Origin of the sequence: Paenibacillus sp. tmac-D7 (assembly GCF_006519665.1) — a bacterium.
Lineage (GTDB): Bacteria > Bacillota > Bacilli > Paenibacillales > NBRC-103111 > Paenibacillus_G > Paenibacillus_G validus.
Genome location: NZ_VIDW01000050.1, coordinates 1 through 16,379, shown reverse-complemented (window position 1 = coordinate 16,379; position 16,379 = coordinate 1). Strand labels below are relative to the sequence as shown.

Annotated in this window: 16 protein-coding genes; 14 read left to right on the top strand and 2 right to left on the bottom strand. The window is 54.0% G+C overall.

What is annotated here, in order from left to right; translation table 11 throughout:
- Window positions 1–89: 89 nt before the first annotated feature.
- From dnaB to FKP33_RS22940, 3 genes are all read left to right on the top strand, one after another.
- Entirely contained in the window at window positions 90–1,448 is a 1,359-nt protein-coding gene (dnaB, locus tag FKP33_RS22950) for a replicative DNA helicase (protein ID WP_054796114.1), read from the top strand.
- Between the two features lie 340 nt (window positions 1,449–1,788).
- Window positions 1,789–3,072 (top strand): adenylosuccinate synthase, encoded by a 1,284-nt coding sequence (locus FKP33_RS22945; RefSeq protein ID WP_127605324.1) that lies wholly within the window; start codon window positions 1,789–1,791, stop codon window positions 3,070–3,072.
- Between the two features lie 226 nt (window positions 3,073–3,298).
- Window positions 3,299–3,982 carry a hypothetical protein gene (locus tag FKP33_RS22940; protein WP_141336452.1) on the top strand — a complete coding sequence of 228 codons (684 nt, stop codon included), beginning with the start codon at window positions 3,299–3,301 and terminating at the stop codon, window positions 3,980–3,982.
- Window positions 3,983–4,028: 46 nt separating this feature from the next.
- On the opposite strand, the gene FKP33_RS22935 is transcribed toward FKP33_RS22940, so the two are convergent.
- Entirely contained in the window at window positions 4,029–4,289 is a 261-nt protein-coding gene (locus FKP33_RS22935; protein ID WP_054796116.1) for a hypothetical protein, read from the bottom strand.
- Between the two features lie 464 nt (window positions 4,290–4,753).
- Here FKP33_RS22935 and FKP33_RS22930 point away from each other — a divergent pair, with 464 nt between their 5' ends.
- The 6 genes from FKP33_RS22930 (at window position 4,754) to FKP33_RS22905 (ending at window position 11,869) form a co-directional block, all read left to right on the top strand.
- Window positions 4,754–6,208: a peptidoglycan DD-metalloendopeptidase family protein gene (locus tag FKP33_RS22930; protein ID WP_230876273.1), complete on the top strand. Its 1,455-nt coding sequence runs from the start codon at window positions 4,754–4,756 to the stop codon at window positions 6,206–6,208.
- A 153-nt stretch (window positions 6,209–6,361) separates the two neighbouring features.
- A complete protein-coding gene (gene yycF / locus FKP33_RS22925; protein WP_054796117.1) occupies window positions 6,362–7,090 on the top strand; it encodes a response regulator YycF in 729 nt (242 codons plus the stop codon).
- Window positions 7,091–7,115: 25 nt separating this feature from the next.
- Entirely contained in the window at window positions 7,116–8,963 is a 1,848-nt protein-coding gene (gene walK, locus FKP33_RS22920) for a cell wall metabolism sensor histidine kinase WalK (protein WP_127605318.1), read from the top strand.
- Complete coding sequence (locus FKP33_RS22915) at window positions 8,960–10,249, top strand: YycH family regulatory protein (RefSeq protein ID WP_127605316.1); 1,290 nt, start codon at window positions 8,960–8,962, stop codon at window positions 10,247–10,249. Before walK ends, FKP33_RS22915 begins: the two co-directional genes overlap by 4 nt.
- Before the next feature lie 34 nt (window positions 10,250–10,283).
- Complete coding sequence (yycI, locus tag FKP33_RS22910; protein WP_127605314.1) at window positions 10,284–11,027, top strand: two-component system regulatory protein YycI; 744 nt, start codon at window positions 10,284–10,286, stop codon at window positions 11,025–11,027.
- 38 nt (window positions 11,028–11,065) lie between these two features.
- Window positions 11,066–11,869, top strand: a complete 804-nt coding sequence (locus FKP33_RS22905) for an MBL fold metallo-hydrolase (RefSeq protein WP_054796140.1) — start codon at window positions 11,066–11,068, stop codon at window positions 11,867–11,869.
- Window positions 11,870–11,929: 60 nt separating this feature from the next.
- Here FKP33_RS22905 and FKP33_RS22900 read toward each other — a convergent pair whose 3' ends face one another.
- Window positions 11,930–12,142: a hypothetical protein gene (locus tag FKP33_RS22900; RefSeq protein WP_054796118.1), complete on the bottom strand. Its 213-nt coding sequence runs from the start codon at window positions 12,140–12,142 to the stop codon at window positions 11,930–11,932.
- Window positions 12,143–12,314: 172 nt separating this feature from the next.
- On the opposite strand from FKP33_RS22900, the gene FKP33_RS22895 reads away from it, so the two are divergent.
- The 5 genes from FKP33_RS22895 to FKP33_RS22875 all read left to right on the top strand — a co-directional run bounded on the left by FKP33_RS22895 (window position 12,315) and on the right by FKP33_RS22875 (window position 16,370).
- Window positions 12,315–13,547: a S1C family serine protease gene (locus FKP33_RS22895; protein WP_258313534.1), complete on the top strand. Its 1,233-nt coding sequence runs from the start codon at window positions 12,315–12,317 to the stop codon at window positions 13,545–13,547.
- 237 nt (window positions 13,548–13,784) lie between these two features.
- Complete coding sequence (locus tag FKP33_RS22890) at window positions 13,785–13,952, top strand: CxxH/CxxC protein (RefSeq protein WP_127605308.1); 168 nt, start codon at window positions 13,785–13,787, stop codon at window positions 13,950–13,952.
- A 456-nt stretch (window positions 13,953–14,408) separates the two neighbouring features.
- On the top strand, window positions 14,409–14,888 hold the full coding sequence (gene rlmH / locus FKP33_RS22885) for a 23S rRNA (pseudouridine(1915)-N(3))-methyltransferase RlmH (protein WP_054796120.1): 480 nt from the start codon (window positions 14,409–14,411) through the stop codon (window positions 14,886–14,888).
- 268 nt (window positions 14,889–15,156) lie between these two features.
- Window positions 15,157–15,789 carry a DUF5343 domain-containing protein gene (locus FKP33_RS22880; RefSeq protein WP_141336450.1) on the top strand — a complete coding sequence of 211 codons (633 nt, stop codon included), beginning with the start codon at window positions 15,157–15,159 and terminating at the stop codon, window positions 15,787–15,789.
- Between the two features lie 11 nt (window positions 15,790–15,800).
- Window positions 15,801–16,370 carry a Swt1 family HEPN domain-containing protein gene (locus FKP33_RS22875; protein ID WP_141336449.1) on the top strand — a complete coding sequence of 190 codons (570 nt, stop codon included), beginning with the start codon at window positions 15,801–15,803 and terminating at the stop codon, window positions 16,368–16,370.
- The last annotated feature ends 9 nt before the right edge of the window (window positions 16,371–16,379 follow it).

The following is a 16,379-nucleotide window of genomic DNA, read 5'->3' as shown; positions in this document are numbered from 1 at the left end:
TTAAGGGGAGAGGAACGCCAGCCCTGGCTCTGGCTAGGGCACCGCTCCTTGCCCCTGGGTAAGCATGGGAAACGGGAGGACACCATCGGATGAACGAGAATCTGTTTATGGATCGCATACCTCCGCAAAATCTGGAAGCCGAGCAGGCGGTGCTCGGCGCGATTTTGCTTGACGGGGACGCGCTTGTAACGGCCATGGAGCGGGTGAGGGACGAAGACTTCTATCGCGGCGCGCACCAGCTCATCTATGAAGCGATGATCGAGATTGCCGAGGCGAACGAGCCGGTTGACCTGGTCACGCTGACGGCCCGGCTGCAGGATAAGCAGCAGCTGGAAGAAGTGGGCGGAATCACTTATTTGTCGGAGCTCGCCAATGCGGTGCCGACGGCGGCTAACGTAGATTATTACGCGCAGATCGTCGAAGAGAAGTCGATGCTTCGCCGTTTGATTCGCGCTGCGACGCAGATTGTCTCGAACGGTTACGCGGGACAAGATGAAGTCGGCATGCTGCTCAGCGACGCCGAAGCGCGTATCATGGAAATTTCCCAGGCCCGTTCGGGTTCGGGTTTCATTGCTATCAAAGACGTGCTGATGGAAGTGTTCGATAAGGTTGAAACGTTGTTCAATCAGAAGGGCAGTACGACCGGGGTCAAATCGGGGTTCGTCGACCTGGATAAGATGACGTCCGGCTTCCAACGCTCCGACTTGATTATCGTAGCGGCCCGTCCTTCTGTAGGTAAGACGGCGTTCGCGCTCAATATTGCGCAAAATATCGGCGTCCGCGAGAAAGAGACCGTCGCTATCTTCAGTCTCGAGATGGGGGCGGCCCAGCTCGTACAGCGGATGATTTGCGCCGAGGCGAACGTGGACGCCGGGCGGCTGCGGACAGGCTTCCTGGAGCCGGAAGATTGGGAGAAGCTGACGATGGCGATCGGCTCACTATCCGAGGCGAATATCTACATCGACGATTCGCCGTCGGTGACGGTGGCCGACATTCGGGCCAAATGCAGACGGCTCAAGAAGGAGAAAGGGCTCGGCATGATCCTGATCGACTACTTGCAGCTGATCCATGGCCGAGGCAAGGGCGACAACCGGCAGCAGGAAGTTTCGGAAATTTCGCGTACGCTGAAGCAAATTGCGCGTGAGCTGAACGTGCCGGTTATCGCGCTCTCGCAGCTTAGCCGGGGCGTGGAACAGCGGCAGGACAAGCGTCCGATGATGTCGGACTTGCGGGAATCCGGTTCGATCGAGCAGGATGCCGATATCGTCGCGTTCTTGTACCGGGACGATTACTACGACAAAGAGTCGGAGAAGAAGAACATCATCGAGATCATTATCGCCAAGCAGCGGAACGGCCCGGTCGGGACGGTCGAGCTGGCGTTCCTGAAAAACTTCAACAAGTTCGTCAACCTGGACCGTTCGCATCAAGAACCGGCGGTGGCGTATTAATGCGCGCCTTTCGTCGTATGCTTGCGGGAGTAAAGGCGAACGATGCGTATTGGCCTCGGCGACAGCCGGGGCTTTTTTGCCGTCCGCGGCGCTATTCGGCGTCCACCGGGGTTCAAAGGCCCAAGCCGTAAACCGGCATGATGCGGTCTGAAGCCGAATAGGAGCAGGCAGGAGTATGAACTGTTGGCTGCTTGGTGAACATTTTCCGAACGTTGTATTCTGAGTATACGAAATCGTTCGTTTTTATTGACTTTGGTTTAGTGTACTGCTAAACTAGTCATGGTGTCATGCGCCTTCAGGGCAAATCATAGGTGGTTTCCACCTCACGGGGGTAGTGCGAATGTCAACGGTAGTGGTTGTCGGAACCCAATGGGGAGACGAAGGAAAAGGAAAAATTACCGATTTTCTGGCAGAATCTGCAGAGGTCGTAGCTCGTTACCAAGGCGGTAACAACGCGGGGCATACGATTATTATTAACGATAAGAAATATAAGTTGACGATGATTCCGTCGGGTATTTTTTATCAAGATAAAGTTTGCGTAATCGGCAATGGCATGGTGATTAACCCGGGCGCGCTGCTCGAGGAAATTCAATATATTCATGATAATGGGTTCTCAACGAAAAACTTGCGCCTCAGCGATCGTGCGCATGTGATTATGCCCTACCACCTGCTGCTTGACGGTCTGGAAGAAGAGCGCAAGGGCGATAATAAAATTGGAACGACCCGTAAAGGGATCGGCCCATGTTATATGGATAAAGCGGCGCGGAACGGCATCCGGATCGCGGATCTGCTCGATGCGGAGGAATTCGAACGCAAGGTTCGCCTTCTCGTTGCGGAGAAAAATGTATTGATCGAACAAGTTTACGGCTCCAAAGGCCTCGATGCCGATTCGATCGTCCAGGAGTATCTCGGCTACGCCGAGAAGCTGCGTCCGTACGTCACGGACACCTCCGTCGTGCTGAACGATTTGATCGACGCCGACAAGAAGGTGCTGTTCGAGGGCGCCCAAGGCGTTATGCTCGACATCGACCAAGGCACATATCCGTTCGTGACTTCGTCCAATCCGTCGGCAGGCGGCGTATGTATCGGTTCCGGTGTCGGTCCGACCAAGATTCATCAAGTTATCGGCGTGGCGAAATCGTACACGACTCGCGTCGGCGACGGTCCTTTCCCGACAGAGCTGAACAACGAGATCGGCGACTGGATTCGCGAGAAGGGCCATGAATACGGCACGGTAACCGGCCGTCCGCGTCGCGTCGGCTGGTTCGACAGCGTCGTCGTGCGTCATGCGCGCCGGGTGAGCGGCATCACCGGCTTGTCCTTGAACTCGCTGGATGTGCTGGCTGGACTTGAAACGGTGAAAATTTGTACGGCGTACAAATACCGCGGCGAGGTAATCGAGCATTACCCGGCCAGTCTGAAGATGCTGGCGGAATGCGAAGCGGTATACGAAGAGCTGCCGGGCTGGAACGAAGACTTGTCCGCCGTACGCAGCTTGGATGAACTGCCGACGAATGCGCGCCGTTACATCGAGCGTGTTTCCGAGCTGACCGGCATCCCGATCGCGATCTTCTCTGTAGGCCGCAACCGGGAGCAAACGAACCTGGTTACCCCGATTTATTAAGTCGAAGAAGGAACGGGCGAATAGCGGCCCGTTCCTTTGTTTTTTATCTCGATCTATTCGGTTGTCGCCTCGATTTCCGCCCCACGACCAGAGGATGTTATCTTTCTTAGAAAAACAGGAGAGGTTCAACAGCTCAGTTTCTGTACGCAATCCGGTTGGTTTCCCAGAAAAAGGTCAATACTAGAGCTTAGAGACCTGCTATGGGCGCGAATGGGAGTGAGCTGAATTGAAAGGGTTAAAGTGGTTGATGAAATTGGCGGTTACGGCTGCGGTGACCTCCATATGCTGTGTGGCATTAACGTTTATGGCCGTAAACACGTATGTCGATCTGGTGCTGGAGCAGCTGCACATCCAGCGTCCGGCGACGGCGAAGATAGGGTGGGGGTCGTTCTTCAACCGGTTCACGACAACCGTGGGGTTCGGCGCGGGCGGCGGAACGAACGAGATGGCTGTGGATGAGCCCAAGGATGCGGCCGTATCGGCGAACGTGAACCCGGATTCGACGGAAACGGGCTCGAAGGAGAACCAATCCGGTTTACCTAGCGCCGGCAAAGCGGAACGGACCGATCCGTACCGGGTACCGGAGGATGCGGTTGCGGTTTGGGGACAGCAATCGGTCAAGGAGCTGGAGGGCGTGTCCGGAGACGAATCGGGCGCTGCGGAAGACCGGAAAGTCGTCGTGTCGAGCGAGGAGTTCACGAAGAAGAAGGAGCAGCTGTCGGAGGCGGATAAGGCCAAAGTATTCTCGCTGCTTGTTTCGCGCATTCCCCAGCAGGACATGCAGACGATTTCGCAGCTCATGGAGGACGGCTTGACCGCAGCCGAAATCAAGGAGCTGGAACAGCTGCTGCAAAAGCATTTGAAACCCGAGGAATACCGCGATTTGCTGGCCCTCATACAGACGCCCTGACCGCTTCTTGAAAAGCGTCAGGGCGTTTTTCTTCGTTATGCCGTTCTTACAGGATTCCACCGAAGCGGCTGATGGTATCTTCGGCCTGTCTTCGTCGTGACGATTCGACAAGGAGCTGCAAGAGCCCCTCGTCTTGCCCGCCGGAGAGGCCGGATTGAAAGGAGTCTCCGGCCCATTCCGGGTACGCATGATCGCTCCCGGCACCGTTCGGGCACATCATAAGATGGATGACGCCTTGCTTGCGAAGCGCGTCCGCCGCTTGCTCCATCTCGCTCCGGCTGCGGAACGCCGCTGTTAAAGTTTCCATCGCTTACCTTCACACTCCTGCCATGATTCCCTCTTGAAAATTGACATAGTATGCAGTTTTGTTGAAAAAGGTAGAGTCCTTGTGGTAAATTTATTAGTGTTGTTAATATGGATATGGTTATTGTTCCAATTTTAGGTGTTTTTATGTGCAGGTCGTAAGCAAACCTAAGTTGAAGCGGTGCGGTTTGAAGTTCACGCGCCGATTGTCAACTAGAGAGTCCCGAGAACAGTATTTGTTCAGAGATACCAGGGTATAGGTTCTCTTAAAGGGAGTACGGCGCTTTCCGGCTCTTCAGGGCAAAGAAAGCGACGATGGTTCGAATGCGGCAAAAAACGGCTTAAAAGGAGAAAAAGATGACAGTTTTCAAGGGAAAGGATCGGTTCAAGAACCTTTTGGACAAGCTTCGAACAAAGGGCTCCGGGAGTCGGTCAAGCAGCTTGACTGAGGACTCTAGGACGAAACCAATGGATCACGACGCCAAGCAAACGCACGTTACGATAAAAGAACGCATCCGTCTACATAAATGGTTGGTCGTCAAGTCGGCCGCTGCTTTCGGATTCATGATCGCGGTGGTCTGGAGCGGACATCAGTACGTACAAGCCAGTGTGGTTGATTACTATGAAGTATATGCGAACGGGGATTCGGTCGGGGCTGTCTCCGATCCGGCCAAGGTCGAACAATTCAAGCAAGCGAAGCGAGATCAGTTGACGAAGATGACATCGGATGTCAGAGTTGTCGTCAACGAGCCTAGGATTGAATTAAAGCGTGAAAAGGCTTTCAACAAACAGCCCGACGATCAGGCGGCGCTGGATCGATTGAATCCCTATTTCACGGCGTATCCAGTCGGCGTACAGCTGTTGGTGGACGGCAAGCCGATGGGGGTGTTGAAGGACGAAGCGGCGGCCAAGCAGCTGCTGGAACAGTTGAAAGCGAACGCCGTCAGCGCGCTTAGCCAGAAGAAAGAGTCCGGCAAAGTCGGCATACTATCGGCTGATGCGAAACAGGCTCCGGTGCAAACGGAGCTGCTGAAGGCCGATTTCGTGCAGCAGGTGGACCTGAAGGAGATCAAGATCGATCCGGATGAGCTAACCCCTCCCGACGAGCTTCGGAAGAAGCTGGAAACCGGCGACGTGCAGCCGACGAAATATACGGTGGAGGAAGGCGACTGCGTCTCCTGCATTGCGAAGAAGCTGAATATTCCGAAGCAGGTTATTTATCAGAATAACCCTACGATTTCGAACGATATGATCAAGGTAGGCCAGCAGCTCGACCTGACGGTGCTGCAGCCGACGCTGGCCGTGCGTACGGTGGAGAAAGTCGTTGAAAATCAAGAGATTCAGTACGAAACGGAATATGTGCAGGACGATAGTATGAAGCTCGGTATAACCGAGACGATAGCTGCCGGCAGGAACGGGATGAAGAAAGTAACCGTGCAGCTCACCAAGGTGAACGGCATGCTGGAAGAGGAAGAGGTTCTTAGCGAGGATATTGTACAAAATCCGGTCAAAGCGGTCGTTAAACGGGGAACGAAAGTCATTAAAGGCGAGGGTACGGGCAAGTTTGCCTGGCCGGTCGTTTCCGCTTCAATCACGAGCACGTTCGGTACCCGGTGGGGCGCTTTCCACAAAGGAATCGATATTACGGGAAATAAGAACATTCTGGCGGCGGATAACGGCAAAGTCGTGGCGGCCGGCACGAAGAGCGATTACGGCAATTATATTATTATCGATCATTTGAACGGATACCGTACCTTGTATGGCCATATGAGCAAATTGTTAGTCACCAAGGGCGCGATTGTCGAGAAGGGCGAAAAAATCGGCATTATGGGCAGTACGGGAGATTCGACCGGGGTCCATTTGCATTTTGAAATTCAGAAGAATGAATCGCCGCAAAATCCGCTGAAGTTTTTGAACCGTTAGTGGGGGAAAGTTGCGACCAGACAGAAATCGGGGGCATGGAAGGTGCAGGAAATACTGCGCCTCCATGTCTCTTTTTGCTTAGAGTTATGCTAAAATAGGTAGAATAGATACCTAGCTCAACAAGATCGCATGAGACAGGCGGTGAAGGATTCGATGGCGAAAATACTGGTGGTTGACGACGAGCAGCCGATTGCCGATATTTTGAAGTTTAACCTGGAAAAGGAAGGTCATGAGGTAATTCTCGCTTATGACGGAGGCACCGCGGTGGAATTGGCCTATTCGGAGGAACCGGACTTGATTTTGCTTGACTTGATGCTGCCGGTGAAGGATGGCATGGACGTATGCCGCGATGTGCGGGCGAAGCTGAACACGCCGATCATTATGCTGACAGCCAAAGACAACGAAATCGATAAAGTGCTCGGTCTGGAGCTCGGAGCCGACGACTATGTGACGAAGCCGTTCGGCACGCGCGAGCTGTTGGCCCGGGTGAAGGCGCATCTGCGTAGACAGCAGAAGGCGGCGATGGTTAGCGCCAATGCCCCTGAGGAGGCGGTCCGTCAAGGGCTGCGTATCCAAAGCTTGTTTATCGATACCGACATGTATGTCGTTTATAAAGATGAAGTGCCGCTCGACCTGACCCACCGGGAATTCGAGCTCGTGCAGTACTTGGCCCGCAACAGCGGCAAAGTGATGACGCGCGAGCATTTGCTGCAAGCGGTCTGGGGGTTCGAATACTTCGGCGACGTACGAACGGTCGATGTTACGATTCGTCGGCTGCGGGAGAAGCTGGAGGATGACCCGAGCCGGCCGGAATATATCATCACCCGCCGGGGGCTCGGTTATATGATGCGGAACTCGAAGTCCGGCGCAGGCGGGTATTAAACGTGGACGGACGGTGCTGCGGCCGATGAAGAGCATCCGTTTTTTTCAATCCATTCAGGCGAAGCTGATTATTATCTACGTGCTGTTGATCCTGATTGCGATGCAGCTGATCGGGGTTTATTTTATCCAGACGCTGGAAGGGTCGCTGAAGAAGGATTTTATCGATAACCGTAACGCGCAGGCGCTGCTGCTGGCTCAATATGCCGAAGGGTATTTGTTGGAGAGTCAGAATCAGGAGGCCGGCAAGGCAAGCGACAGGGAACCGAAGCGAACGTATGCGGACTTGAATCAGGTGGTGAACAGCTTGTTCGCGAGCGGACAAGCGGAGATTCAAGTGATCGATGCGAATGGCGTGGTGCTGACGACGTCACACGAAGACAATCAATCCGTCGTGGGGAGTAAAAACACGCAAACGGAAGTGACGCGGGCGCTGCAGGGCATTAAGGACAACCAGCGCATGTTTACGGATCTTGACGGCGCGCGTAAGCTGGTCATTGCAAAGCCGATCGGTTCGGGCGCCAAAATCTATGGCGCGGTTTACATTATCGCCTCGATGGAAGAGGTTTATAACACGATGAACCGGATTACCCGGTTTTTCATCTCCGGGACGTTAATCGCGCTCGGGTTGACGGCGGTGCTCGGCGTCATCCTGTCGGCCACGATCACGAATCCGATCAAGGCGCTGACGAAGCAAGCAACCGCGGTGGCGGACGGGCGATTCGACGAGAAGGTGCGCATTATGGGGCAGGACGAGCTCGGACAGCTCGGACAGACGTTTAACTTCATGATGGAGCGGCTGCAGGAAGCTCTTACGATGAACGAGGAAGAGAAGGAGAAGCTGGCGTCGATCTTATCCAACATGAACGACGGTTTGGTCGCTTCCGACGACCAAGGCCGTGTGATCGTCATTAATCGGCGCGCGAAGCAGATCTTGAAGGTCAATGAAGACACGACGCTAGGGATGCCGCTGGCCGAGCTGCTCGGCATTACGCCGGACATCGTGCGCCAGTTGGAGGCGAGCGAGGATCATTCAACGACGCTGCAGTTCGTTCACGAGGAGGAGGATCCGCTCTTCGTACGCGTGACCTACACAACGCTCCACAGCAAGGGACGCGGTGCAGCCGGTACGATCGCCGTGCTGCAGGACGTGACGGGGCAGGAGAAGCTGGAGCAAATCCGCCGCGAATTCGTAGCGAACGTCTCGCATGAGCTGCGGACGCCGCTGACGACGATTAAAAGCTACCTGGAAGCGCTCGAGGACGGGGCGCTTGATGAGCCGCAGCTGGCGGGCAAGTTCGTCAATGTGGCGCACAACGAGACCGAGCGCATGATCCGGCTTGTTAACGATCTGCTGCAGCTGTCCAGACTTGATTCCAGGCAGGTCATGATTACGAAGGAGCTGACCGACGTGACGGACATGCTGGAAGAAGTGGCCGACCGCTTCTCGTTTCAGCTGGAGCAGCGCAATATTGCGATTACGATTCAGGTGGAGCCGGACGTTCGCAGCATTATGCTCGATCGGGACAGAATCGAACAAGTGCTCGACAATCTCATCTCCAATTCGATCAAGTATACCCCGGAGGGCGGACACATTCATATTCATGCCGGCTGTCCGGAGCGGGAGCGTCTCGAGGTGTCGGTGTCGGACGACGGCATCGGCATTCCGCGTAAGGATTTGAACCGGATTTTCGAACGGTTTTATCGGGTGGACAAGGCCCGTTCGCGTGCGATGGGCGGGACGGGACTCGGTCTATCGATTGCCCGGGAAATAGTAAAAGCGCACGGCGGCGCGATTCAGCTTGATTCTGAGCTCGGTCAAGGGACCAAAGTGACCTTCACACTCCCTTACCTGCAAGAGGAGGCAGCCGGATGATGGAGAAATTGAAGACAGCGGCTCTGACGCTGCTCGTCATGCTAAGCTTGCTGCAAAGCTATCTGCTCGCCTACAGTTACCCGCAGCCGGAACAGCCGGTCATTCAGGAAGAATATGTGAAGACAGAGATGCTTGGCACGCAGGTGTCGCTCGATGAGATGCTGTTCCCCGATCATATCGTCGTTCATCTCGGCAACCAGCAGCATACGGTATTTTATCCGCAAACCGAGCCGTATACCGAAATTTTCGATACGGTCAAGCAGCGCAATTTAGAGGGCTTCCGCAAAAACAACCTCAGCGCGCTCGGCATGAATTGGGACGATGTTGCGGCCAAGCGGCCCGGTGTGGAGATCCGGTTTCGCGACGGACTGCCGCTGAATGTGCTGCAGCGCATCATGCAAATCAAGGGCGATTTGCCGCCGGATAACGATGTGATCACGCGGATTTGGATTTTCGCCCAGAATGAGAACGAAGTACGTACGATACTGTTTACGGATACGACGAATTTGATATACGAGGCGACCAAGGCCGATTTTACGACGAAAGATATTGAGGAGCGTTTCCTGGGTGCGGTCGGTACCGCCATTCCGTACAAGCCGTTCAACGGCAGCCTTTATTTGCCGCAAAAGCCGATCCCGATGACGGCTTATACGATGCCCTACACGCAGCTTACGGTCGATCAGTTAAAACGGACGTTCTTCGTCGACCCGGCGGTAACGCGAAACTTGATGGAGCGGGACGGCTCGGAAATTTATACCGATTCCAAGCGGGGGCTGCAGTTAAAGAGCGAACAGCACTGGATGACCTACTCCGACCCGGTGGCGCCGTCTACGGACAACAAAATCGACTTCCTCGGTAACCTGCTGGCCGCCGTCCAGTTCATTAACCAGCACGGCGGATGGAATGGTACGTATGGCGTACAGAAGGTGCCGGAGCGTTTGCTGCCGGGCAGTCAATCGTACCTGTTCCGTCAATATTACGGGGCGTACCCGTTGATTAATCCGCGGAACGAGAATTTCGGGTTTATCAAGATTACGCTGCAAAAGGATATTGTCTCCGGCTACGAGCGTTCGACCCTTACGCCGGAGACGCGCAGCGTGACCCGGCGGGAGCTGGAGCTGGTTGGCGGCGAGGCGCTCGATGCCAAGCTGGATCAATATACGAAGAAGTCGCAGATCGTCGCCTTGTTCCCGGCTTATCGGCCTGTAATTACGGACAAGTCGCTCGAATTGATGCCGGTGTGGGCGATGGAGCTGTACGACGGCACGTATGAGTTTCTGGAGTAGCGGACGATGACGCTAAGGAGAGGAGGGAAGGCGGATGGATTGGGGCCGGGCCAAGACGATACTGATTTTATCCTTTTTGCTGCTGAATGTGATTCTGGCGGTTCAGCTTGGCACGAGCCGATCCGATCTGCTGGAACTTGGGGGAAATCCGGAAGCGCAGGCGGCAGAGGAGCTGCAGCGGCTGTTGAAGCTGAACAATATTCAAGTGCCCGCAGACATTCCGAAGGAAGTGCCGAAGCTGCGGGAGATTGTGGCGCGGTTCGACGAGCATTATACGCCGGATCAGCCGATTCCGCTGGCGTCGCCGTTCAAGTTCGACCCGCTGATCAACAAGGGCACGTTCAAGGATATGCTGGCCAAAACCGGCATCGCGTACACGGAGTCGTACCAGTTCGACCCGGCTATGAGCCGAGGCGGTACATACGTCTTCCATCAGCTGTACGGTACGCTGCCGATGTTCGAGGTGCAGCTCGAGCTGTATGAGAAGAACGGCATTGTCAACGCGTACCGCCAAGGGTTCGTGGAAGTGCAGGCGGAGGGAAGTCAGAAGGAGCAGAATGTCATCTCGCCGTATATTGCGCTGCGGAGCCTCATTGAGAATCATCTGCAGCCGGGGGCGGTCATTACGGGCGTACGGCTCGGGTACCACGGCCAAGTGTATAACTCGCAGACCTTGTATATGGTGCCGACGTGGCGGGTGTCGCTGAGCAATGGCGATTTGTATTTCATTCATGCGATTAACGGTGCGGTGGAGCCGCCGCAGAATAAAAAATCATAAGCTTGAAACGTTGGCAAACATGGGTTAGGAGCAGGGAAATGGGAATACGGTTTACGGTTCTGGGGAGCGGTTCGACGGGCAATGCGACGGTTGTCGCGACGGAAGAAGGCAAGGTGCTGATCGATGCCGGCTTGAGCGCCAAGAAGATCGATCAGCTCATGAAGGAGCGGGACATGTCGCTGTCGGAGATCGACGCTATTCTGGTCACGCATGAGCATGCGGATCATATTAAGGGTTTGGGCGCTGTGGCGCGGAAATATAATTTGCCTGTATATGCAAATGAGAAGACGTGGTCTGAGCTTGACCGCCATATCGGCGAAATCGCGGAGGCGAACCGGTGCGTGATGCAAACCGGCGAGGTGCGCGAATTCGGCTCGCTGCAGGTGGAATCGTACGGCATCTCGCATGATGCGGCCGAGCCGGTCGGGTATTGCTTTTATCACGAGGAAGAGAAATTGAGCGTGGCCACCGACCTTGGCTACATGAGCTCGAAGGTGAAGGAGAAAATTCAAGACAGCGACGTGCTCGTGCTGGAATCGAATCACGACATCGAGATGCTGCGGATGGGCCGATATCCGTGGAATATTAAGCGGCGCATCCTCAGCGACGTCGGGCACTTGTCGAACGAAGCGGCTGGCCATGCGCTGCTGGATGTGATGACAGAGCGGACGAAACGGGTCTACTTGGCCCATTTAAGCCGTGATCACAATCTGATGGATTTGGCCAGGCTGACCGTGAATAACATAGTAGAGGACCGACTGGCGCCGGATGACCACCGTCCCAAGCTGATGGATACGTACCACGACCGTGCGACGGCGTGGGATCGGCTGCGCGAGGAATAGACGCTTCTGGACGCCAGCGGTTATGGCGGACCTTGCGGTCAGGTGAGGGGGAGCTATTAGCTATTCGGAGCCGGGAAGGCCGGCCGCATCCTGCTTCTCGAGGGCATGGGCCTTGTCGGTCAGTTCCTGCAAGGTTAAGAGTCCCTTCTCTTGAAGCAGCTCCATTAGGGCGCTTAGCAGCAGTGTGCTGCGGTATTGATGGTCTTGAAGGTCGGCCAGCTTGCCGATCCACGCGATTTCGTCGAGATGGGAATGAATACGGTTCGTTGTCATTGGAATCATCCTTCCTGAGCAGGAATGGTTATGATTCTATTCTAGTCTCGTTCGGGCGAAACTATTCCTAGTATTTCCATTTTTCAGAGTGCTAGATTATCGGGTACACTTAGAAGTAACCATCAGGAAGGGCCGCACAGCAGGTCACTGGCGGACCAAGGGGGCAGCGACGGTGAGTTTATTTGATGACGATTTTTATTCCACGAAAATGTCCCGCAGGGAAGCGTGGCGTTTGCCGAGAAGCGGTCCGTTCGGACTTCCGGTGTGGATGCTCCCGGCTGCCGGCGGCGCCTTTGTGACGCTGGCTATCGTCCTGGCGTTCTACGCCGGAGAAGCGAAGCCGCAGGCTGAAGCGGTCGCCGCAATGGCCGTGACGCCACCCAGCGGGGGGCTGAAGCCGGATATGGCCGGCGAGCGTCAGGCGAGCGATATGGTGGTCGGCGCTGCGGCGAAAGTGTGGCCGGCCGTCGTAAGCATTCTGGGCTCCACTGCGGAAGGCGAGCAGGGAGCGGACGCTGCAGTTCCGGGCCGGGGGCCGACGGGGCTCGGTTCGGGCGTCATTTTCGCTCGGGCGGGCGATAAGGTGCGGGTTGTTACGAACAATCACGTTGTCGACGGGTTTACGCAGCTCGATGTCATTACGTTGACGGGTGAGAAGCGCAAGGCGACCTTGGTCGGCCGCGACCAAATTACCGATCTCGCTGTGCTCGAAATGGAAGGCAACGGGATTAAGGAAATCGCGGAGTTCGGCGATTCGGACGCCCTGCAGCCGGGGGAGACGGCGATTGCCGTCGGTAACCCGCTTGGGCTTGGCTACGCGCCGACCGTGACAAAGGGCATTATCAGCTGGCCGAAGCGTACGATCCCGGTTTCGCTAGGACGGGAAGGCGAGTTCGACTGGGAGATGGACGTGATTCAAACGGACGCGGCCATTAACCACGGGAACAGCGGGGGCGCGCTCGTCAATCTCGACGGCAAGGTGGTCGGCATCAACACGTTGAAGGTAGCGGACATGGGCGTGGAAGGGCTCGGCTTCGCCATCCCGATTAATGAAGCCAAGTCGATTATCGAAACGCTCATTAAGGAGCATCGGATCAAGCGGCCATATATTGGCGTCGTGACGCAGGATTTGCAGGCATTCAAGGGGACGGAGGAGCTGAAGCTGCCCAAGGACGTGAAGCAGGGCGTACTCGTCATCGATGTGACCGGACCGGCGAAGAGTGCGGGGCTGAAGAGCAGCGATGTTATCGTCGAGCTCGACGGCAAGCCGGTTGACAGCACGCTGTCGCTGCGCAAATACATTTATAGCGCGAAGAAGGTCGGCGAGAAGCTGTCGATCACGTATTACCGCAGCGGCAAGAAGCACACGGTATCGGTGACGTTGGAGGAGCTGAAGGAGCGCTAAGGAGGACTTGGGCAGCTGGTCCCTCTGCCTTGGGAGGGTTCCTCCTTCGTGCGGGACGTAGAGGGAAGCAGGGAGCGGAAGCGTGCGGAGCTGGGTGACATTTTCGCCGGAGTCCGGCGTTCGTCTGTTGTGAGTTGGGCCCGATTGGGGTAAACTAGTAATACAGTTTCAATACGGGTGCGGGGATGATTGTGGCGGCGCTCGTATGATTAGGGAAGAGAAAAAGGGGTTTCGTGGATGCATGTGGTTTGTAAGGAACACTTAGAGCTTGCGATCGATATGTTCGTGGATGAGTATGAGGATGCGCCGGATATCGTGGACTTGGAACAAGTGAAGTTCAGCGAATGGCAGGCGCCGGAGCACTGCGAACGATGCTCTGGTCCGGGGCGGTTCTTAGTCGTATAGGGAAGTTACGGGGAGAGGGTCGGAGGGTCGACCTTCTTTTTTGTTGCACGTGGAACTTTTTGGGGGCTGTCGGGGTGCAGGGTGCAAGGGAAGACGGGAAGCGGGAATGAAGGTGCATGCGGTGATGGGTAGGAAGAAGAGCGTGGGAAGAGCAGGAGAGTCCGGGAAGAGCAGAGGAGATTAGGATGAGTAGGGAAGCTGGGGCAGCAGTTATAGTGAGGGAACTGGAGCAGTTGGTGAGGTGGGAGCGGGAAAGGGAGAAAAGCGGGAAAACGAGGGAAAGTAGGAGACCGGGGGACCAGGGGACCAGGAGACCAGGAGACTAGGGGGCCAGGAAAAACCAGGCTAACCAGGTATACCAGGTAAACTGGGCAACCTAGGAAATCAGTGATAACAAGATTAGAAAACCCGAGGAAGCTAGAAGTATAGTAAACGTGAAAGCGGTGGATTAGGCGAATGAACATCCAGATTGTGGCCGTAGGCAAGTTAAAGGAAGCGTACTTGGTGCAGGGCATTGCGGAATATGTGAAGCGGCTCGGGCCTTACGCGAAGATGCACCTGGTGGAGGTTCCCGACGAGAAGGCACCGGAATCGATGAGCGCCGCCGAAGAGGCGCAGGTCAAGCATCGCGAAGGCGAGCGATTGCTCGCGCAATTGCGCAGCGATGCGTTCGTCGTGGCGCTAGCCATCGACGGACGAGCGCTGTCGAGCGAGGAGCTCTCGCGGCAGCTGCAGGATCTGGCCACGTACGGGCGCAGCCACGTGGCGTTCGTGATCGGGGGCTCGCTGGGCTTAGCCCCCGAGGTGTTGGCGCGCGCCGACCTGAAGCTGTCGTTCGGGCGCATGACCTTGCCCCACCAGCTGATGCGGCTCGTGCTGGTGGAGCAAGTGTATCGCGCGTTTAAGATCGCGCGCGGTGAACCGTACCATAAGTGACGGCGAAAATTGATTGAGAATGCTCGGGAAATGTTGGGGGGCTTGTGGAATAGAACAGCTTGTAACCTCTAGGAATCTTGTCCTTGGAAGCGAGAATTTTTTTGCAAATAACGCCACTCCGTATTGGTCAGGAATTACTGTAATTCTCAGGGATGCAGGTAATAGGGGATTTGCGAAGTTTGCGAATAAGACGCTATGTGACATGACCTAATAGAAATAAATCGAAATATCTGATAAAATGGTAAGAAATTACTCGGGAGCGATTGCTATGGGGCTTTCACATTCGTATTTAATTACCACCAAAAATTTGAATGCTTTTATCAATGCGATAATAAGTGCAAAAGCTCCAGAGCGGTTTACAACAAAATTTCTACATCAACTTGAGTTTACTAGTTCCAATGATCGACTTTATATTGGAGTATTAAAATCTTTAGGATTGATTGATGAATCGGGTGTTCCAACACAGAGGTATTACAATTTTTTAGATCAGACCCAATCTGGAGCAGTTTTGGCTGAAGCGATTAGAGAAGCCTACTCAGATTTGTTTGCAATTAATACGAAAGCGCAGGAATTAAGTGTTGAAGAAGTGAAAAATAAACTTCGAACATTAACACAGGGTCAAAAGTCTAATGATGTGATACAATTTATGGCTAACACATTTAAAGCGTTGTGCGAATATGCAGATTGGAAAGCTCCTTCCAATACTATTGAAACAAGTGTGTCCTCAACTCCTCCACACCAAGATAAACCACAAGAACCTATTACACTACCTATAAAGCCAAATTCCAAAGAGATTGAAGCGCCACAGTTACACTACAATATACAAATTATCTTACCCGAAACTAGAGATCCACTTGTATATGATGCGATCTTCCGCAGCCTTAAAGAACATTTATATTAAGGTGATTAATTATGGAGAAGGAATTATATTCTTTTGTATTCAAAGGTTTACTCACCGAAGCCGCGTTAGATAGAACTGAACGAGTCAAACCTCAAATTTCAGATCTGGATCCGATAGTAGCAGAGCGTCTTTCTTTAGATTTGCTTGATGAGGCTTTTGTACTTCGAGCCAAACGAATGGCTACAGTGTATACAGTTATAACAGCGTTTGAAAATACTGTCCGGGAGTTTTTATCAAAGATTTTACTTGAAGCTTCTGGGGAATCCTGGTGGGATACAACTGTCTCAGAGAAAATCAGAAATAAGGCTTTTTCAAGGAGAGAAGAAGAAAGTAAAGTAAGATGGCATACCCCTAGAGGTGATGCATTAATAAATTACACAGATTTCGGAGACTTAACGTCAATTATTCAACAAAATTGGCCATTGTTCGAGGCACACTTACACTCAATTGAATGGGTAAGACATATGATAAACACTTTAGAGAGATCGCGTAATGTAATAATGCATAGTGGCGAATTGCAAAATGAAGATATCGAGAGAATTGGGAGTTCAATTAGGGATTGGATCCGACAAGTTGGATAGATAAGATAC